The 19,608-nt window shown below is 70.7% G+C and carries 18 protein-coding genes; 16 read left to right on the top strand and 2 right to left on the bottom strand.

Features of this window, described 5'->3' with window-relative positions; translation table 11 throughout:
* Nucleotides 1–23: 23 nt before the first annotated feature.
* Both ACFYM0_RS28060 and ACFYM0_RS28055 read right to left on the bottom strand, forming a co-directional pair.
* Nucleotides 24–1,286, bottom strand: coding sequence for a cytochrome P450 (locus ACFYM0_RS28060; protein WP_388506159.1), 1,263 nt, complete (start codon nt 1,284–1,286; stop codon nt 24–26).
* 149 nt (nt 1,287–1,435) lie between these two features.
* Complete coding sequence (locus ACFYM0_RS28055; protein WP_388506157.1) at nt 1,436–2,380, bottom strand: ScbA/BarX family gamma-butyrolactone biosynthesis protein; 945 nt, start codon at nt 2,378–2,380, stop codon at nt 1,436–1,438.
* 166 nt (nt 2,381–2,546) lie between these two features.
* Here ACFYM0_RS28055 and ACFYM0_RS28050 point away from each other — a divergent pair, with 166 nt between their 5' ends.
* From ACFYM0_RS28050 to aroB, 16 genes are all read left to right on the top strand, one after another.
* Nucleotides 2,547–3,260, top strand: coding sequence for a ScbR family autoregulator-binding transcription factor (locus tag ACFYM0_RS28050; protein ID WP_388506155.1), 714 nt, complete (start codon nt 2,547–2,549; stop codon nt 3,258–3,260).
* Between the two features lie 221 nt (nt 3,261–3,481).
* Nucleotides 3,482–5,095, top strand: coding sequence for a class I adenylate-forming enzyme family protein (locus tag ACFYM0_RS28045; protein ID WP_388506154.1), 1,614 nt, complete (start codon nt 3,482–3,484; stop codon nt 5,093–5,095).
* Nucleotides 5,092–5,475 carry a hypothetical protein gene (locus ACFYM0_RS28040; protein ID WP_388506152.1) on the top strand — a complete coding sequence of 128 codons (384 nt, stop codon included), beginning with the start codon at nt 5,092–5,094 and terminating at the stop codon, nt 5,473–5,475. Before ACFYM0_RS28045 ends, ACFYM0_RS28040 begins: the two co-directional genes overlap by 4 nt.
* Before the next feature lie 195 nt (nt 5,476–5,670).
* On the top strand, nt 5,671–5,949 hold the full coding sequence (locus ACFYM0_RS28035) for a LysR family transcriptional regulator (RefSeq protein ID WP_327257865.1): 279 nt from the start codon (nt 5,671–5,673) through the stop codon (nt 5,947–5,949).
* Between the two features lie 342 nt (nt 5,950–6,291).
* Nucleotides 6,292–7,830, top strand: a complete 1,539-nt coding sequence (locus tag ACFYM0_RS28030; protein ID WP_388506150.1) for a 4-hydroxyphenylacetate 3-hydroxylase family protein — start codon at nt 6,292–6,294, stop codon at nt 7,828–7,830.
* Nucleotides 7,831–7,910: 80 nt separating this feature from the next.
* Entirely contained in the window at nt 7,911–8,408 is a 498-nt protein-coding gene (locus ACFYM0_RS28025; protein WP_327257867.1) for a flavin reductase family protein, read from the top strand.
* 1 nt (nt 8,409) lies between these two features.
* Entirely contained in the window at nt 8,410–9,453 is a 1,044-nt protein-coding gene (locus ACFYM0_RS28020) for a hypothetical protein (RefSeq protein WP_388506148.1), read from the top strand.
* A gap of 173 nt (nt 9,454–9,626) precedes the next feature.
* A complete protein-coding gene (locus ACFYM0_RS28015) occupies nt 9,627–11,171 on the top strand; it encodes an FAD/NAD(P)-binding protein (protein ID WP_388506146.1) in 1,545 nt (514 codons plus the stop codon).
* A 94-nt stretch (nt 11,172–11,265) separates the two neighbouring features.
* Nucleotides 11,266–12,078 carry a class II aldolase/adducin family protein gene (locus tag ACFYM0_RS28010; RefSeq protein ID WP_388506144.1) on the top strand — a complete coding sequence of 271 codons (813 nt, stop codon included), beginning with the start codon at nt 11,266–11,268 and terminating at the stop codon, nt 12,076–12,078.
* A 65-nt stretch (nt 12,079–12,143) separates the two neighbouring features.
* On the top strand, nt 12,144–12,791 hold the full coding sequence (locus ACFYM0_RS28005) for an NAD(P)H-binding protein (RefSeq protein WP_327257871.1): 648 nt from the start codon (nt 12,144–12,146) through the stop codon (nt 12,789–12,791).
* Between the two features lie 29 nt (nt 12,792–12,820).
* A complete protein-coding gene (locus ACFYM0_RS28000; RefSeq protein WP_388506142.1) occupies nt 12,821–14,098 on the top strand; it encodes a multidrug effflux MFS transporter in 1,278 nt (425 codons plus the stop codon).
* Nucleotides 14,099–14,255: 157 nt separating this feature from the next.
* Nucleotides 14,256–15,647, top strand: a complete 1,392-nt coding sequence (locus tag ACFYM0_RS27995; RefSeq protein WP_388506140.1) for a class II 3-deoxy-7-phosphoheptulonate synthase — start codon at nt 14,256–14,258, stop codon at nt 15,645–15,647.
* A gap of 47 nt (nt 15,648–15,694) precedes the next feature.
* The gene (gene aroH / locus ACFYM0_RS27990) at nt 15,695–16,072 is read left to right on the top strand and encodes a chorismate mutase (protein WP_388506139.1); all 378 of its coding nucleotides are present in this window, start codon (nt 15,695–15,697) and stop codon (nt 16,070–16,072) included.
* Nucleotides 16,072–17,196 (top strand): prephenate dehydrogenase, encoded by a 1,125-nt coding sequence (locus ACFYM0_RS27985; protein WP_388506213.1) that lies wholly within the window; start codon nt 16,072–16,074, stop codon nt 17,194–17,196. Before aroH ends, ACFYM0_RS27985 begins: the two co-directional genes overlap by 1 nt.
* Before the next feature lie 66 nt (nt 17,197–17,262).
* Nucleotides 17,263–18,450, top strand: a complete 1,188-nt coding sequence (aroC, locus tag ACFYM0_RS27980) for a chorismate synthase (protein ID WP_388506137.1) — start codon at nt 17,263–17,265, stop codon at nt 18,448–18,450.
* Nucleotides 18,451–18,476: 26 nt separating this feature from the next.
* Nucleotides 18,477–19,583 (top strand): 3-dehydroquinate synthase, encoded by a 1,107-nt coding sequence (aroB, locus tag ACFYM0_RS27975; protein ID WP_388506211.1) that lies wholly within the window; start codon nt 18,477–18,479, stop codon nt 19,581–19,583.
* Nucleotides 19,584–19,608: the final 25 nt, after the last annotated feature.

Below are 19,608 nucleotides of genomic sequence, written 5' to 3'. Positions count from 1 at the left end.
TCAGGGGGAGGGGCCGACCGACACTATTGGCCGGAAAAAGACCCTTCGCGCGGGCCGGACCGGCCCAGGAGCACAGGAACCGTGCGGTGGCCGTTCGAGACGAACGAGAACTTCGGCCGGAGTTCATCGGCCGGCACGGCCAGGGCGATGTCGGGGAACCGCTCGAAGAGCGCCGACAGGGCGATGGCGACCTCCATCCGCGCCAGGTTCACGCCGAGGCAGTGGTGGGCTCCGTACCCGAACGACACGTGATCGGCGCGGGTGTCGCGGGTGATGTCGAAGAGGTCGGCCCCGGCCCCGTGGTGCAGGGGGTCGCGGCCCGCTCCGGCGAAGCAGACGACGATCGCGTCGCCCTGCGGGATCCGAACGTCGTCGTCGATCTCGATCGTCTCGACGGCGTAGCGCAGGATGCTGTGCGCGCCGGGCGGGTCCACGCGCAGGGATTCGTCGATCACGTCCTCCCACGAGGCCTTGCCATTGCGTACGAGTTCCAGCTGGCCGGGGTGGGTGAGCAGGGAGACGACCGCGTTGTCTATGAGGTTCACCGTCGTCTCGTAGCCGGCGGTGAAGAGGAGGATGAGATTGTCGAGCAGTTCCTTCTCGCTCATGTCCGCCGCACCCGAGTCGCGTGCGACGACGAGGCCGGAGGTCAGGTCGTCGGAAGGATTTTCCCGCTTGTGCGCCACGACGTCGTTCAGGATTTCGTACATGGCTATGCCATTCGCCATCGCGTCCTCGGGGGTGATCGAGGTGGCGAAGAAACTGTCGATGATCTTCTGCAGGGGATCGCGCGCAGAGTGCGGAATTCCGAAGAGCTCGCAGACGACGGCGTGGGGCAGTAAGTGGGCGAATTCCTTGCGGAGGTCCACGGGCCGTCCCGCCGGGGCCCGTTCCAGGCGGTCCAGCAGCCCGGCCGCGATCTCCTCGACGCGCGGCCGCAGGGCCGCCACGCGACGCATGGTGAACTCCCCCGCCACCGGCTTGCGCAGGCGCGCGTGCTCCTCGCCGTAGGCGGTGACCATGTTCTGGACCGAGACCCAAATGGCCAGTGGCCACTCCTGGTCGACTTCTCCGTTGATCCACGCCGGCCAGTGCCGGTAGGCGTCTTTCGACACCCGGGGATCTGTGAGCAGGCGCTTTACGAGTGCGTAGTCGGTCACGGACCACGCCTCCACTCCGCCAGGAAGTACGACCCGCGCGGCCCGGCCCAGGGAGCGTATTTCCTTGATCTCTCCGTGGATGTCCTGGCCGAGCGGATCGATGACGAACGGGCACTGCCTGCTCACAGGAGTATCCCTCCTACAACTGCTGGTGACGGTGAGTCGGATGACGTCACAGGCTGGCACGCTCGCGACCTTCCCGCCACTTCGCGCAGAGGTGTCTCGGCCAGTGGATCGCAGGAAATCGACGGCCATTTCGTAGGAAAGGGAGAAGATCAGCCGGAAACGGGAACTGCGTCCAGCGAGGCGAAGAAGACCCGCTGGCCGCCCTGATGGCCGGACACGCTCAGGGAGAGGGTGTCGTCCCGGTTCTGCGTCACCGGCTGCGCCTGGACCAGACAGGGGGAATGGAACTCCACGTACCTGTCGAAGGTCAGGTGGAGCGAGGTCGGGTACAGCCGGGTGGTGCCCGCGACGGCGAAGGCGGCCTGGTGGGTGGCCTCGAGGAGGGCCATGCCGGGGACGTGATCGTTCTCGTGCGCGAACAGCGTCTTGTTCGCGGTGTGCGGCCGCAGGGTCCAGCACCGGGGGTCCATGGTGGGGGCCAGCAGGACGTGGCTCGGCTCGGTCCGCAGGACGAGGGAGGGATCCACCGGTTCGGGCACGGGCAGGAGCGGCCGGGCGTCCGCGTGTTCACCGCGCATCCGGCGGTAGGCGCCGGGAGAGGTGCACGTCAGGTTGCCGCCGCCGGTCGCGATGACCCGGCCGTCCTGCACCGCGGTCATGTGGCACACCATGCCGGAGAAGCGGGTGCCGCGGCGGTTGACCTCGGTGCAGACGACATCCATGTGGATGGGGGAGCCGCTGTCCGCCGCCAGGCTTCCGGGATCGATCCGGTAGTGGATGTCCGACATCAGGAACTGGTGCCCGAGGGGGACGTCGTACTCGGCGTGGGAGAGCAGGATGCCCGTCTGGCGGATGGCCTCCGCGATGACGGTGGGCGAACGGAAACCGTGGAGCGCGGTATGGAACGGGTGGCTTTCAGGCCAACGCAGCGTCACGTCGAATCGGTCGGGAGCGGTGCGTTCCCAGGCCGAGAGGAACACCTCGGAGGTGTCGGGACGGTGCACAAGCCAGTTGGGTACGGCCGGAGGCCTTGCATGTGAGACCCCGACCGACGGTCTTTGGGCGTTTTCACTCGCATACGCGGTGCTTAACATGATGTCTCCTCTGTACTTCGAGGCATATTCGAGTCACTCGTGGTATGTCTTGGTTCGCCGCAAGATACGTGCTGCCTGGTATAATTTGCAACGGCTGTTTTCGGTGACATGCTCATACCTCCGAGGAGGTGCATCGGTGGCCGCCAGCATCGTGGAAGGAGCGAAGGTGTCTCAGAGGGAGACTTCTCGGCGCACCCGGCGACTGATCGTCGAGGCCGCCGGCGCCGTGTTCGCGGAGAAGGGCTTCAACGGGGCCACGATCGCGGACGTTTACCAGCGACTCGGCCTGACCAAGGGTGCCTTCTACTACTACTTCAAGGGCAAGGAAGAGCTGGCCCAGGCCGTCCTGGCCAGCCAGATCGACACGGTCGGCTTCCCCATCCTGCCGCGGAGCACCCGCCTCCAGGAGATGATCGACAAGGGCATGCTCTTCGCCGTTCAGATCCGCACCGATCCGATCGTGCAGGGCAGCCTGAGGCTCTCCCTGGAGCGCGGCAGCCACCATGAGCACCGCCTGCGGCCCTACCAGGACTGGATCGACCACAACCGGCTCGCCCTGGGTCAGGCCCGGGAGTGCGGCGAACTCCACGCGCACGTGGACCTGGACGCGGTCGCCAACCTCATCGTCGGCGGCTTCACCGGGGTGCAGGTGCTCTCGGAGGTGGTGTCCGACTGGGATGACCTGGAAGTACGGGTATCCGTGCTGCTCAGGCACATCATGCCGATCATCGCGCTGCCGACCGTGCTGGCCGAGCTCGACATGGCTCCCGGCCGCGCCGAGCGGGTCGCCGCCGACCTGGAGAAGCACCTGCGGGAGCGGGCCGAGGCCGAACAGGCCGATCCGGCCGATCCGGCCGATCCGGCAGAGCTCCAGGCCTAGTACGTCCCGTCGCCGGGGAGTCCCGGCGACCACACGGCTTCCCCGTTTCCCTCCGCCGGGCGTCCTCGACGCCCGGCGGAGGGCTTTCCGCGCCCCGGTCGGCGCTCCGGGCGGCGACATCAGATCTTCCGATGACGGTTGCCTACCTTCATGCAGGTTTGTTTCCATGGGCGCGGCCCCGAGCCACATACGAGGCTCTTGACCGACCACGGAGAACCCACATGATCAAGCTCGATGACATCCGCCGGCACGCGGCGGGCGGCGCGACGCGGGATGCCTTGGTCGACGGCCAGGTGCGGCTGACCTGGGGCCAGTTCGCCGAGACCGTGGAGCGGACGGCGGCCGGACTCACCGAGCACCTGCCCCAAGAGGGCGCGGTCCGGGCGGTTTTCCTCGCCGGGAACAGCTGGCAGCTCACCGTCGCGATGAGCGCCTGCGCCACCCTCGGCGTCTCCTGCACCGGACTCGATCCGCAGAGCGGCACGGACGACCTGGGCCAGCTGCTCTCCTGGCTGGAGCCGTCCGTGGTCTTCGTGACCTCGGAGCACCGCGCCACCCTCGACCGGCTCGTCTGGCCCAGCGGTCCGCAGGCCGTGCACGTCCTGCTGGACGGGATCACGGCACCCGGTGCCCCGGCGGCCCCCGGCAAGCACCAGGCGCTCAACTTCGACCTGCTGACCGCGGCCGAACCCCTGCGCAGCCTTCCGGCGCCCCGGCCGTACGAATCCTTCGCGGTGGGTGCGCGCAGCGAGGGCCCCTCCCGGATCGCCGTGCGCCGCACCCCTTCCGAGGGCCGCCACCTGGTCGATCTCGTCGACGAGTTCGGCCTCAACCGGGACGACGTCCACTTGGTCTCCGCCCCGCCGACCGAGCCCACGGCCCTCGCGCTGGCCCGCACGATGCTCGGCATCGGCGCCACCGTCGTCCTCGCCGACGGAGCCGGCCCCGAGACCCTGACCGCGCTGCTCGTCGCCGAGCGCGTCAGCACCGGTGTGATCACCCCGTCCGCCCTGCACGGAGTGCTCGGACTGCCGGAGACCGCCGAGCCCTCGCCGCGCACCCGTCACCTGCGGTTCCTCCTCACTCCCGGCGCCCACCTGGGCCGGTGGACCGTCAACACGGCCTGGGAGCGCCTCGGCCCCGTGCTGCACACCGCGCTCGGCAGTGCGGAGACCGGACTGACCGCCGTCATGGGCCCCGAGGAGCTGCTGGTCTCGCCGCCGCGCTCGGGCCACACCACGCTCGGCACCGCCGTCGCCGTCCTCGGCGAGGACGGGCAGCCGGTGCCGCAGGGCGAGAGCGGCCGCCTCGCCTTCGCCGGTCACCAGGTCATGGACGGTTACCTCGACGGCGAGACCCGGTTCGCCGAGCTGGACCTCGGCTGGGGCGCGGAGCGCTTCCTGGTCACCGACGAGTCCGGGCACGTGGACGAGACCGGCCGGCTGCTGGTCACCGGACGGGTCACCGAAGTGCCCGTGGTGGTCCGCGATTCGGCGGTCGACACCGAGCTGTTCCGGCTGGAGTCGGACCTGCTCAACCTGCCCTGCCTGCGCGACACCGCCGTCATGCGGGTCAGCAGCCCGGTGCTGGGCGACGCGATCGTGGTCCCCTTCATCGCCGTGGCGGTCGGTCGCGAGGCCACCGGGTACCAGGCGCTCAGCGCGGCCTGTGCCCGCCGGGTGCCGTCACTGCCCGCGCACGTCATCGCCGTCGACACCATCCCGTACAGCCCGACGGGCCGCATCCGCACCGGGGACCTGCTCGACGCGGTGCTGCCCATCATCACTCTGAACCTGCAGCTTGAGCAGTCGATGCAACAGGAGATGTCCGCGTGAACCTGCCCTCCTTCGACGACCAGCCGTACGACGAGCTGCTGGTGGAGGACTTCGAGACGGCCTTCTTCGCACTCGAGCTCGAACTCCTCGACCTGCCCTGCGTCCAGGACGTCGCGGTGATGCGCACCCGGCTGCCCGAGGTGGGCGAGACGCTGGTGGTGGCCTTCGTACCGCTTCCCGAGGAGGACCAGGAGGCCGGCGGGCGCCAGGCCGCGCTGGCCGCCTGCGAGCGGCGCATGCCGTGGGTGCTCTCGCACGCGGTGGCCGTCGACGTGATCCCGCGCGCGGCCGACGGATCCGCGCGCACGGGCCTGCTGATCGACCGTCTGCTCCCGCAGATCGCCAGGGACCTCCTCTCGCCGATGGAGATGTCCGACTAGTCCACTCCGCCCAACCCGCTGTCAACCACGAAGCAGCGGCTGACCTGTGGCCATGCCCTCTCCGAGGGCATGGCCACAGGTATGTCCGCAGCCGTTCGTCAAGCTGGACGGCGAATCCTCTAGCGAAGTTATACCTGCACCATGGTATGTTTCTAGTCTCCGAGGCTCTGAGCCTCGCAGAAGGGAGCCCCTGCCGTGCAGTTTCAGCAGTTACGCTCGTTCCGTGAAGTAGCCGCCGAGATGAGCTTCACTCGCGCCGCTCGCAACCTGCACTACTCGCAGCCCAGCGTCACCGCCCACATCAAGAACCTCGAGGACTACATCGGGGCCGCCCTGTTCCATCGCGCCGGCGGCCGGGTCCAGCTCACCGAGGCGGGCGTACGACTGCTGCCGCACGCGGAGAAGATCATTCTGATCGCCGAGGCCGCCTGTATAGACGCGGCCTCCGCCGGCCGTACCCGGCCCGCCGCCTGACAGGCCGCCGGACATATTTTCGTAATCCTTCTCCATTCGGCCCGGCCGTGTATCCGAATTACCTGGAACGATGCCGGGCCGAAGTTATTTCCGGGCATTCGGAATTCATCGTTCCGCAATAGTCGAGAAGCGTGACCTGACCTTCTCCGTGACGTCGACAAGCCTTCTCCGCCTCGTTGTTGACGTATCCCCTGGAGCGTGATGGCGCCAGGGTTGGCGTAGATGGGCAATTGTCCGTGCGCAGCCCAACAAGAGCGGATCGGCGGCCGAGCCTACGCTCGGGGCAATCGAACTGTGCGCCCGGCAGCGGTCGCTTGTATTACCCCTGGAGAGGACACCAAAATGGGTCAGGTCCCGATAGCGGATCAGTCGGCCGTCGAGGCTCCGAACGACCTCATGACGGGCGACTCCTACCTGGAGAGCCTGCGTGACGGCCGCCAGGTCTTCGTGGACGGCGAGCTCGTCAAGGACGTGACGACGCACCCGGCCTTCGCCAATGCCGCGAGGTCGACGGCGCACCTCTACGACGCGCTCCACCACCCGGACACCAAGGACCTGATGACGACGGTCGACCGGTACACGGGGTACCGCGTCCACCGCTTCTTCACCCCGGCACACTCGCCCGAGGAGCTCGTCAAGGCCCGCGACGCCATCGAGCACTGGGCCCGCCTGAGCTACGGCTTCATGAACCGCACGCCCGACTACAAGGCGTCGTTCATGGCCGGCCTGGCCGTCACCCACGACTTCTACGAGCCCTTCGGCGACAACGCCCGCGCCTGGTACGAGAAGTACGCCCGCCAGGGCCTCTCCATCAGCCACGCGATCGTCAACCCGCCCGTCGACCGCAACAAGCCGGCGCACGAGATCCGCGACGTCTACCTCAAGGTCGTCGAGGAGCGCGAGGACGGCATCGTCGTCGAGGGCGCCAAGCTCATGGCCACCGCCTCCGCGCTGAGCAACGTCGCCTTCGTCGGCCAGATCCACCTGGCCAACCTCGAAAAGGGCAAGGCCGAGGACATGGCGCTGGCCTTCATGGCCCCGCTGAACACCCCGGGCATGAAGGTCGTCTGCCGCACCTCGTACGAGGGGAAGGCCACCAGCCCGTTCGACAATCCGCTCTCCAGCCGGTTCGACGAGAACGACGCGGTGCTGGTCTTCGACAAGGCCTTCATCCCGTGGGAGAACGTCCTGATCTACCGGGACACCGAGAAGATCCACCAGTACTTCCCGCGCTCCGGCCTGCTCTCCCGCGGCTTCTTCCAGGGCGCGATCCGCATGTCGGTCAAGCTCGAGTTCATGGCGGGCATCCTCGACAAGGGCACCCGCATCAACGGCACCGACGGCTTCCGCGGAGTCCAGGCCGGCCTCGGCGAGCTGCTCGCCTGGCGCCACCAGACCTGGGCCGTCACCAGCGCCATGGCCCTGGACCCGGAGGCCGGCCCGGCCGGCACCGTCCTGCCGCGCATGGACTACTCGGCCGGCTACCGGGCCCTCGCCCCGCTCAGCTGGGAGCGCACGCACCGCTTCTTCGAGGAGCACCTCGCGGGCGCGCTGCTGATGACCCCATCCAGCGGCAAGGACCTGCAGAACCCCGAGCTGCGCCCGCTGCTCGACCGCTACTACCGCGGCACCGGCGCCACCGCCGAGGAGCGCACCAAGCTCTTCAAGCTGGCCTGGGACGCGATCGGCACCGAGTTCGGCGCCCGCCACGAGCTGTACGAGCTCAACTACGCCGGCGGTCCCGACCAGGTGCGCCTCGACACCCTGAACTGGTCGCGGGGAGCCGGTCTGCTCGACAACTACGGCGACCTCGTCCAGAGGGCCATGGACGACTACGACCTCGACGGCTGGACCCGCGGCCGCTGGGCCCAGGACAACTGACCGCCAAGCCCGCGTACGGACGGGTGCCCGCGGCCGACGCGCCGCGCGCACCCGTCCGCGCCCAGCAGAGAGGCCCGGCCATGAACCACGACCTGCGCGACGTGATGCGTTCCTTCGCCACCGGGGTGTGCGTCGTCAGCACCTACACCGACCAGGACGGCGTACGCACCCACAACGCGATCACCGTCAACTCGCTCACTTCCGTCTCCCTGGAACCGCCGCTGGTGTCCCTGAGCTTCCGTCACGACTCGGAGTTCTTCGCCGAGCTGCTGCGGACCGGCGTCGTCGGGATCTCGATCCTCGGCGCCGAGGGCGAGTCCACCGCCCGCGCGTTCGCACGCCGGCGCCCCGAGCGCGACCAGGCGCTGACCGAGGTGGCCGGAGCGCCGGGCGAGGCCACCGGGACGCTCCTGTTCGACGCGGCGGCCTGGATGGAGTGCAGCCTGCGCGACCACGTGGTGGCGGGCGACCACGTGATGGTCATCGGCGAAGTCCTCGCCATGGGTGCCCGCGAGACCCAGACCCCCCTGATCTTCCTTCAGGGCGGATTCCACAGATTCGAACTGGAACAGGTGTGACGTGCGCGCGAAGAAGCTGTCGAGCTGGCGGGTGCTCCTCGGGGCGGCCCTGGCCACATCAGCCCTGACCCTGCTGATCCTGCCCGGCATACCGGCCCAGGCCACGGCGTCCGCGGCGGAGACCGCGGCGCGCACCGCGGGCCCGGTGACCGTCTGCCTGGTGACCCGGGACGCCCCGGCCCGCGAGCGCACCGTGAAGGTCGCGCCGTGGGCCTCGCAGGTGCTGCTCCGGGAGACGCTCTCCTACGCGGGCCCCTGCGCCTCGTACGGCACCCCGAGCGCGCTCGGCAACGGCAACCTGCGGACGTACGCGCAGATCTCCGACTCCAAGCCGCAGACGGTCGGCATCGTCTTCCCCCAGTCCACGCTGACCGGCATGCCGACCACGATGACCGACGGCCACCACTGCTACGACATGAACGGTGACGGCTCGGTCAACGAGCACACCGAGTGCGTCGGCGGCCACGAGCGCCCGCTGGACCTGCCCTCGCAGCTCACCTCGCTGCCTGGCGTGCCGCTCAAGTGGGCCCTGGTCAACTTCAACCCGATGGGTCACGGCCCGGAGCACATATACGACCACCCGCACTTCGACTTCCACTTCTACACGCAGTCGAAGGCGGAGCGCGACGCGATCCGCAGCGGTCCCTGCGGCCTGGCCATCAACTGCGACGACTACGCGACGGCCACCGAGCCGATCGCCCCGCAGTACATGCCGAAGGACTACACGGACAAGGGCGTGGCCGAGGCCGCCATGGGCAACCACCTGGTCGACCTGACCTCGCCGGAGTGGGGATCCACCGCCTTCACCCAGACCTTCATCTACGGCTCCTACGACGCCAAGATCACCTTCCTCGAGCCGATGATCACGAAGGCCTGGTTCGACGGCATCGCCGCCGGGGTCAACCCGAGCCGCTGCTGGCCGGTCAAGCAGCCGCAGGAGTGGCAGATCGCCGGCTGGTACCCGCAGGACTACTGCATCGACTACCGCGCCAACCGCGGGGACTTCACCGTCTCGATGAAGAACTTCAAGAACTCCGCCTCCTGAGTCGCAGAGAACCGAGTCATCGGCCGACCGGCTCCACCCCCGCCGCACCGGGGGTGGCCGGCGGCTCCCACTGAATCCCCGGAGCAGGCGAGGAAAGGGCCACCGTGATCGCGGACAGCAAGGCCGGCGCACGACGACCCCGCGCCTTCCACGAATTGATAGGTGACTGACACATGTCCCGTGGATTCTCGATCGGCATCGTCGGAGGAGGCGCGGCTGCAGTCTGCTTGATCGACGCGTTGTCGCGAACACAAGGCGAACCGGGCAGCCTCACGGTCTTCGAACCGTCACCGCACCTGTGGCGCGGGCGGGCCTACCAGGTCGACACCGAGACCCTCAAGGTCAACGCGACCCCCGACGACATGTCCGTGCGCGCCGGCGACCTCCGGCACTTCGAGAACTGGCTGGAGACGCGGGACAAGGTCATAGGGGTCCGCACCGGAGTCGACCGCTGGTCCGGAAGCCGCTTCGCCCCCCGGACCGTCTACGGCGAGTACCTGGAGCAGACCGCCTACGCCGCGCTCGGCGAACTGCGCCGCCAGGGCTGGCGGGTCGACCTCGTCGGCGAGGGGGTCACCTCCGCGAGCCGCGCCGCCAACCGGGTCCTGCTGCGCACCGGCAACGGGCGCGCCCGCGCCTTCGACTACGCCATCCTGTGCGTCGGCGGCGACAGTCCCAAGGACGTCTACGGTCTGGGCGACACCCCCGGCTTCGTCGGGGACCCGTACCCGATCGTCAACAAGCTGGCCGACGTCGGCGAACGGGAGCACGTCGCGATCATCGGCAGCGGCCTGACCGCCATCGACATCATCCTGTCGCTGGCCGCCCAGGGCCACCAGGGCAAGATCAGCCTGCTGTCGCGGCGCGGGGTCCTGCCCGGCGTACGGCAGAAGGCGGTCCCCTTCGAGCTGCGGCACTTCACCCCGCACCGGATGGAGGAGCTGGCCGCGATCCACCCCGAGGTCACCCTCGAGGACATCGCCACCATCATGCGGGCCGAGTTCCGCGATGTCGGCGCCGACCTCGACGCGGTGGTCTCGGAGATCATCCGCGTCGACCTGGAGGACCCGGTCGACCGGCTGCGCCGGCAGATCGAGGAGGTCGACTCCCCCCACATGGGCCTGCGCATCCTCCAGCGCGCCGTCCCCGAGACCGGCCCCGACGTCTGGCCGATGCTGCGCGAACAGGACAAGGTCCAGCTGCTGCGCGCCCACTACCGCACGATCATGAGCCTGTGCTGCCCCATGCCGCCCGGCAGCGCCGGAGTCCTCCTCGACCTCGTAGAGGCCGACAAGCTGGAGATCGTCGCGGGCCTCCAGAACATCACCCCGCACCCCGAGGCCGGCTTCGACGTCGTCACCGCCGAGGGACACGACTTCACGGCCGACCGCGTCATCAGCGCGGTCAACGCCTCCGAGGGGCGCATCCCCACCAGCGCCGCGCCCCTGGTCACCTCGCTGATGCGCAGCCGCGTCGCCAGCCGGCACCCCCACGGCGGCCTGCACATAGCGCGCCCGACCAGCCAGCTCACCACCAACGGCCGGCCCGACCCGCGCCTGTACGGGCTCGGCAACATCGCCGCCGGCTCCCTCTTCTTCACCTTCGGCATCCCCTCCCTGGTGGACCGCAGCCAGGACATCGTCGGCGCGATCCTGCAGCACGCCGAGACCGTCACGGCCGCGACCCAGGAGAACGAGGACGTCCTGCTCACGGTCTAGCCCCGCCCGCATCCCCGCCCGCATCCCCGCCCGCACCCGCATCCGTACGCCACCGGAAAACGATCCGGAGATTCCGGAGATGAGGACCCCGAGCATGAGCGTCACCGAGACCGACCGGCCCGCCTACCTGGCGGACACGCACACCGGCCTGCCGATCCCGAGCGAGCCGGTCTTCGCCACCCACGAGGAAACGCGCCGCCACCGAAAGCAGCGGCTCGCCGCCGCACTGCGGCTGTTCGGCAAGTACGGCTTCGGTGAGGGCATCTCGGGCCACATCTCGGTCCGCGACCCGGAGCACGAGGACCGGTTCTGGGTGAACCCCTTCGGCGTCTCCTTCAACCTGGTCCGCGTCGCCGACCTCATCTGCGTGGACTCGGCGGGCAATGTCGTAGAGGGTAAGCACCGGGTCAACCCCAGTGCGTTCGTCATCCACTCGGCCATCCACGAGATGCAGCCGGGCGCCACGGCGGCCGCCCACGGCCACACCGCGCACTCCCGCGCGCTGGGCGCCCTGGGCCGCCTGCTTGACCCCATCGACCAGGAATCGGCGGCGTTCTACAACCGCCAGGTCCTCTACGAGGAGTACGAGGGCCCCTCGGTCTCCGCCGAACTCGGCCGCGACATCGCGCAGAAGCTCGGCGACAACCGCGCGATCCTGCTGCGCCACCACGGCCTGATAACCGTCGGCGGATCGCTCGACGAGGCCGTGCACTGGTTCTTCACCTACGACAGCTGCGCCCAGGTGCAGCTGCTCGCCAGGGCGGCGGGCACGCCCAAGAGCTTCACCCATGAGCAGGCCGTCGCCGCCGGGGACGGCTTCGGCAACGAGCAGCTGGGCTGGTTCAGCTTCCAGCTGCTCTGGGACGAGATCATCCGCGAGCAGCCCGACTTCCTCGAAGAGGACTAGCCCGCGGGACGTCTCCTCGTCCGGCACCACCCCCGAAGAATCACCGAGGAAGAAGAGGCACCACCATGAACATCCTGCTTTTCGGAGCCAGCGGGCACATCGGCAGCGCCATCGCCGGCGAACTGCTCTCCCGCGGTCACGCCGTCACCGGCGTGACCCGCACCGGCGAGATCGCGGGCAACGGCCACGAGGGCCTGAAGGTGATCGCCGGTGACGCCACCGACGCGGACACCGTGGCCGAACTGTCCGCGGCGGGCTACGACGCCGTCGCCTCGGCCGTCGGCCCCAAGCTCGGCGTCGACGACGACCACAAGATCATCGTCGGTGCGGCCAACGCGCTCATCGAGGGCCTCACGCGCAGCGGCGTACGCCGTGTCGTGGTCCTCGGCGGCGCCGGCAGCCTGGAGGTCTCCCCGGGGGTCAAGGTCATCGACAACCCGAACTTCCCGGCCGTCTGGAAGCAGAACGCCCTCGCCCAGAGCGAGGCGCTCGGCCTCTACCGCCAGGCCGGTTCCCTGGACTGGACGTTCATCTCCCCGGCCGCCCAGATCGAGCCCGGTGAGCGCACCGGGACCTATCGCGTCGGCGGTGAGCAGCTCCTGGTGGACGCCGAAGGCAAGAGCCGGATCAGCATCGCGGACTACGCCGTCGCCTTCGCGGACGTACTGGAGCGCGGAGAAGCGATCCAGTCCCGCATCACCGTCGCCTACTGATTCCGCGTTCCCCGGAGGGGATCAGAAACATGACTTCACCCGCCACACCCAAGAGCGCCGGCATCGTCCGGTTCGCCATCATCCTCGGTGCACTCACCGCCCTCGGCCCGCTGGCCAACGACGCCTACATGCCGGGCCTCCCGCAGATCGCCGAGGACCTGAACACGAGCGCCTCGGCGGCCCAGCTCAGCCTCACCGCCTGCCTGCTCGGCCTCGGCATCGGCCAGCTCATCGCCGGACCCGTCAGCGACGCGCTCGGCCGCCGCCGTCCGCTCATCGCCGGACTGGCACTGTTCGCCGTCACCGCCCTGCTGTGCGCCTTCGCCCCCAACATCTGGACGCTGGTCGGGCTGCGCGCCCTCCAGGGCCTCGGCGGCGCCACAGGCATCGTCATCGCCTCCGCGGTCGTGCGCGACCGGCACACCGGGCCCGCCGCGGCCCGGTTCTTCGCGATGCTGATGCTCATCACCGGCATCGCCCCGATCCTGGCCCCCGTCCTCGGCGGCCAGCTGATGCTCGTCACCTCGTGGAAGGGCATCTTCATCGCGCTGGCGATCATCGGCGCCCTGATGCTCTTCGGCGTCGCCGGAGCCCTGCCGGAGACGCACCCCGCCGAACGGCGCGTGCGCGGCGGCCTCAAGGCCACCGGCCCGATCTTCCGCCGGCTGCTCGGCGACCGGGTGTTCGTCGGCTACAACCTGGCCTGCGGCTTCGCCTTCGCCGCGATGTTCGCGTACATCTCCGGCTCGACCTTCGTGCTCCAGTCCATCCACGGGATGTCCCCGCAGGCCTACAGCGTCGTCTTCGGCGTCAACGCCCTCGGCCTGGTCATCGCCGCGCAGGTCAGCGGGCGCATCGTGCACAAGACCGGCCCGCGCGCCCTGCTCGCCACCGGCCTGGCCGTCTCCGCGGTCGGCGGCCTCGGGCTGCTCGCCGTCGTCCTCACCGACGCCGGTCTGGCCCCGCTGCTCGTCGCGCTCTTCCTGGTCGTCGCCAGCGTCGGCCTCGTCCTGCCGAACTCCTTCGCACTGGCCCTCCAGGACCACGGCGACGTGGCCGGCTCGGCAGCCGCGCTGCTGGGCCTGTCCCAGCACCTGATCGGCGCGGCCGTGGTCCCGCTCGTCGGTCTCGCCGGCGAGGACAGCGCCGTTCCGATGGGCATCGTCATCGCCGTCCTGGGCGTCGGCGGTCTGCTCTTCTTCGGCCTCACCAAGGGCCACCAGGCCGCCGGCGAGGAAGCCGGCGCTCCGGTGCCCGGGGAGCAGGCCCCTTCGGCCCGGTCCTCCGAGGTCCGCGAGCCGGTCTAGGCCCCTGGCGAGACGGGATCCCGCAACGGATCGCCCACCGGGGGTCCGTACGGCCGCACCACCGTACGGACCCCCGGCACCCCGGGGCCGCCACCCCGGGCGGCGACAGGCCCACACCTCTTCCCTTTCCACCGAAACCGATCGAGGCACAGCCACCATGACCCTCGCCACGCACGCCACGGCCGTCGACTCCTGGCGGCTGCTGCCCGCCGCCCAGCAGCCGTCCTACCCCGACCCGGTCGCCCTGCGCTCCGCGCTCGACGACCTCGCCTCCTACCCGCCCCTGGTCTTCGCCGGCGAGTGCGACCGGCTGCGCGACCGGCTCGCCGACGTCGCCCGGGGCGAGGCCTTCGTCCTCCAGGGCGGAGACTGCGCCGAGACCTTCGACGCCGTCAGCTCCGACCAGGTCCGCGACAAGGTCCGCACCCTGCTCCAGATGGCCGCCGTCCTCACCTACGCGAGCTCCGTGCCCGTGGTGAAGATCGGCCGGATCGCCGGACAGTACTCCAAGCCGCGCTCCAAGCCCACCGAGATCCGCGGCGGCGTCGAACTGCCCGTCTACCGCGGCGACTCCGTCAACGGCCTCGCCTTCACCCCAGAGTCCCGCACCCCGGACCCCGAGCGGCTCAAGCGGATGTACCACTCCTCCGCCGCCACCCTGAACCTCGTACGGGCCTTCACCACCGGCGGCTACGCCGACCTGCGCCAGGTCCACGAGTGGAACCGCGACTTCGTCGCCGCCTCCCCGATCGGCGAGCGCTACGAGCGACTCGCCGGGGACATCGACGACGCCCTCACCTTCCTCGCCGCCTGCGGCGCCGACCCGGCCGCCGTCCACTCCTCCGAGATCTTCGCCAGCCACGAGGCTCTGCTCCTGGACTACGAGGCCGCGCTCACCCGCGTCGACGCCCGTACCGGGAAGCCGTACGACGTCTCCGGCCACATGATCTGGATCGGCGAGCGCACCCGGCAACTGGACGGCGCCCACGTCGAGTTCGCCGCCGGCGTGCAGAATCCCATCGGCGTCAAGCTCGGCCCCACGACCTCCGCCGGCGAGGCACTGCGCCTCATCGACAAGCTGGACCCGGAGCGCCTGCCCGGCCGTCTCACCTTCATCACCCGGATGGGCGCCCGGAACATCCGCGAGATCCTCCCCGAGCTCATCGGCAAGGTCACCGCCGAGGGCGCGCGCCCCGCGTGGATCTGCGACCCGATGCACGGCAACACCTTCGAGGCGCCCAGCGGCCACAAGACCCGCCACTTCGACGACGTCCTCGACGAGGTCACCGGCTTCTTCGAGGTCCACCGCGCGCTCGGCACCCACCCCGGCGGCATCCACATCGAGCTGACCGGCGACGACGTCACCGAATGCGTCGGGGGAGGCGCCGAGGTCAGGCTCGCCGACCTCGGGCAGCGCTACGAGTCCGCGTGCGACCCGCGCCTGAACCGCAAGCAGTCGCTCGACCTGGCCTTCCGGGTCGCCGAGCTGTACCGGAACCGCGGAACGGCGGTCGCGGCCCGCCGCGAAGCCGTACCGGCCGCCGCCTGATCCCGAGCGACCGATCGACGTACCGTCCGAAGCAAAGGGAGAAGCCCATGTCCGTGCGTGCCCTGCGCGGTGCCATCCAGCTGGAAGTCGACGAGCGGGGCCACCTGCTGGACGGGGTCCGAACGCTGTTCCAGGAGATGCTCCTCGCCAACGGGCTCGACCAGGACGACCTGGTCAGCGTGCTCTTCACGGCGACCCCGGACCTGGTCAGCGAGTTCCCGGCGGTGGCCGCCCGGGAACTGGGCATCGTCGACGTGCCCTTGATGTGCGCGCAGGAACTGGACATCGCCGGGTCCCTGCCCCGCGTGGTGCGGATCCTCGCCTACGCCGAGACGGACCTGCCCAGGCCCGAGGTCAAGCACATCTACCTGGGCGGGGCGGCCGCCCTGCGCCAGGACCTGGTCACCGCCGGGGAATCCAGATGATCCGCTCCGCCGCGGTGGTGGGGACCGGCCTCATCGGAACCTCCATCGCCCTGGCCCTGTCCCGCCGCGGGGTGGCCGTCCACCTCATGGACGAGAACGACTCGGCCGCCCGCACCGCCGCCTCGCTCGGCGCAGGCACCCTCGGCGCCCCGAAGACCACCGTGGACCTGGCCGTACTGGCCGTCCCGCCGGCCCAGGTCGGCACCGTGCTCGCCGCCCAGCAGAGGCTGGGCCTGGCCCGCTCGTACACCGACGTCGCCAGCGTCAAGACCGAGCCGGAGATCGGGGTCCTCGCCGCCGGCGCCGACCCCGTCACCTTCATCGGCGGACACCCCATGGCCGGCCGGGAGCGCTCCGGCCCGCTCGCCGCCTGCGCCACCCTCTTCGAGGGCCGCTCCTGGGTGCTGACCCCCACGGCCCACACCGGCCGCGACGCGCTCAACATGGCGCTCATGATGGTCTCCCTGTGCGGGGCGGTGCCCGTCGTCATGGACAGCGACGCGCACGACCGGGCCGTGGCCCGCGTCTCCCACACCCCGCACGTGGTCGCCTCGCTGATGGCCGCCCGCCTCCAGCACCTCCAGGAGGACGCCTGCCGCCTCGCCGGACAGGGGCTGCGCGACGTGACCCGGATCGCCGGGGGCGACCCCCGGCTGTGGAGCGACATCCTGGAGTCCAACGCCACCGCGGTCGCCGACGTGCTGACCGAACTCGCCGAGGACCTCCAGGTCACGGTGGCCGCCCTGCGGGGCCTCGCCACCGACGACGCCGACGAACGGGCCCAGGGCACCACGCTCCTGGCCGACCTGCTCGGCCGCGGCATCAGCGGCCGTGACCGCATCCCCGGCAAGCACGGACACCCGGTACCCGCCTGCGCGCCGGTCCGCGTCCTGATCGGGGACCAGCCCGGCGAGCTCGCCCGGCTCCTCGCGAACGCCGCCGAACTCGGCGTCAACATCGAGGACATGACCATCGACCACTCGCCGGGCGACGAGAGCGGCCTGGTCGAGCTGATGGTCGCCCGAGGGACCGCAGTGACCCTGTCCCAGGGCCTGATGAGCGCGGGCTGGCGGGTCCAGCGGATGGGGCCGATCGAGGCTCCGCCGGTGGCCGTCGGAGTCTGACCCCGCGTCCGCAGATCCCCGTACGACCCCTTCCGGCACACCACGCCGCACGACAGAGGATCACCCTTGAGTACTTTGCGATGGCTCACCGCGGGCGAATCGCACGGCCCCGCCCTCACCGCCGTCCTCGAAGGCATGCCCGCCGGGGTGGAGATCTCCACCAAGGCCGTCGCCGACTCCCTCGCCCGACGCCGCCTCGGCCACGGCCGGGGCGCCCGGATGGCCTTCGAGCGGGACGAGGTGACCTTCCTCGGCGGCGTCCGCCACGGCCTCACCCAGGGCGGACCGGTGTCGATCCAGGTCGGCAACACCGAATGGCCCAAGTGGGAGACGGTGATGGCCGCCGACGGCGTGGACCCGGAGGTACCGGCCGGCGGGGCGCGCAACGCCCCGCTCTCGCGCCCCCGCCCCGGCCACGCCGACCTCGCCGGGATGCAGAAGTACGGGTTCGGCGACGCCCGGCCGGTGCTGGAGCGGGCCAGTGCCCGCGAGACCGCCGCCCGTGTCGCCGTCGGCGAGGTCGCCCGCGCCTTCCTGTCGCAGGCGTACGGGATCACGATCGTCAGCCACGTCGTCGCGCTCGGCGCGGCCGCCGCCCCCGAGGGCGTGGTGCCCGGGCCGGACGACACCGGGCGCGTGGACGCGGACCCGGTGCGCTGCCTGGACCCCGCGGCATCCGCCGCGATGGTCGCCGAGGTCGACCGGGCCCACAAGAACGGCGACACCCTCGGCGGAATCGTCGAGGTGCTCGCGTACGGACTTCCGCCGGGCCTGGGCAGTTACGTCCACGGCGACCGGCGCATCGACTCCCGGCTCGCGGCCGCCCTCATGGGCATCCAGGCCATCAAGGGCGTCGAGTTCGGCGACGGCTTCGGCCTCGCCAAGGTCCCCGGCTCCCTCGCGCACGACGAGATCGAGCGGGACGAAGCGGGCGCCCTTCGCCGCCGCACCGCCCGCTCCGGCGGGGTCGAGGGCGGCATGACCACCGGCGAACCGCTGCGGGTGCGCGCCGCCATGAAGCCCATCGCCACCGTGCCGCGCGCCCTGGCCACCATCGACGTCGCCACCGGCGAGACGGCCGTCGCCCACCACCAGCGCTCCGACGTCTGCGCGGTGCCCGCGGCGGCGGTCGTGGCCGAGGCGATGACCGCGCTGGTCCTCGCGCACGCCGCGCTGGAGAAGTTCGGCGGGGACTCCCTCGCCGAGACCGCCCGCAACCACCGGGGCTACCTCGAGAACCTGGCCGTCCGGTGAGCGCGCCGACGCTGAACAGGCCGGCGCTGAACACGCCGGCGCCGGCGGGGAGCAAGCCGGCGCCGGCGGGGAGCACCAGGATCCCGGTCGGCGGGGACCGGCCCTACGGAGTCCTCGTGGGCCACGGGCTGACCGGCGAGACCGGCCGTCTCCTGGGGGGACCGGGCGCCGGACCGCTGCGGGTGGCCGTGATCCACTCCCGGACCCTGCTGGCCACGGCCCGCCGGATCGCCCGGGAACTCGACCACGAGGGACGCATCGTGGTCTCCCTCGAAGTGCCCGACGGCGAAGCCGCGAAGGACATGACCGTGGTGGTGGGCGTGTGGCGGGCCCTCGCCGACGCCGGGTTCACCCGCTCCGACGCCGTCGTCGCCGTCGGAGGCGGCGCCACCACCGACCTCGCCGGGTTCGCCGCCGCCGGGTGGTTGCGCGGCGTGCGGCTGGTCCTGGTGCCGACCACCCTGCTCGGCATGGTCGACGCCGCCATCGGCGGGAAGAGCGCCGTCAACCTGCCCCAGGGCAAGAACCTCGTCGGCGCCTTCCACCCGCCCGCCGGGGTGCTGTGCGACCTGGATCTGCTGGACACCCTGCCGGCCCCCGACCGCGTCAGCGGCCTCGCCGAGGTCATCAAGGCCGGGTTCATCGCCGACCCGGAGATCCTGCGCCTGGTCGAGGAGGACCCCGCCGGCGCCGTCCACACCCGGGAGCTCGTCGAGCGCGCCATCCGCGTCAAGGCCGAGGTGGTCACAGAGGACTTCCGGGAGGACGGCCGCCGCGAGCACCTCAACTACGGCCACACCCTGGGCCACGCCATCGAGCGGGTCTCCGGCTACCGCGTCCGGCACGGCCACGCGGTGGCCGCCGGCATGGTCTTCGCCGCCGAACTCGCCCGGCTCGACGGCCGGCTGCCCACGGCCGATGCCGAGCGCCACCGCGCCCTCCTCGCCGCCGCCGGCCTGCCCACCACGCACGGCGGAGCCTGGGCCCCGCTGCGCGACGCGATGGGGATCGACAAGAAGACCCGGGGCAACCGGCTGCGGTTCGTCGTCCTCGACGCCATCGGCCGCCCCGCGCTGCTCACCGCCCCCGACGAGGACCTGCTCCGGGCCGCTTACGAGCGGATCTCCCGGTGAAGCGGGCCGCACGCGCACCCGTACC

Source organism: Streptomyces sp. NPDC006487 (assembly GCF_042870555.1).
GTDB lineage: Bacteria > Actinomycetota > Actinomycetes > Streptomycetales > Streptomycetaceae > Streptomyces.
Note: the sequence above shows the minus strand (reverse complement) of the source record. Positions and strands in the feature narration are given on the sequence as shown.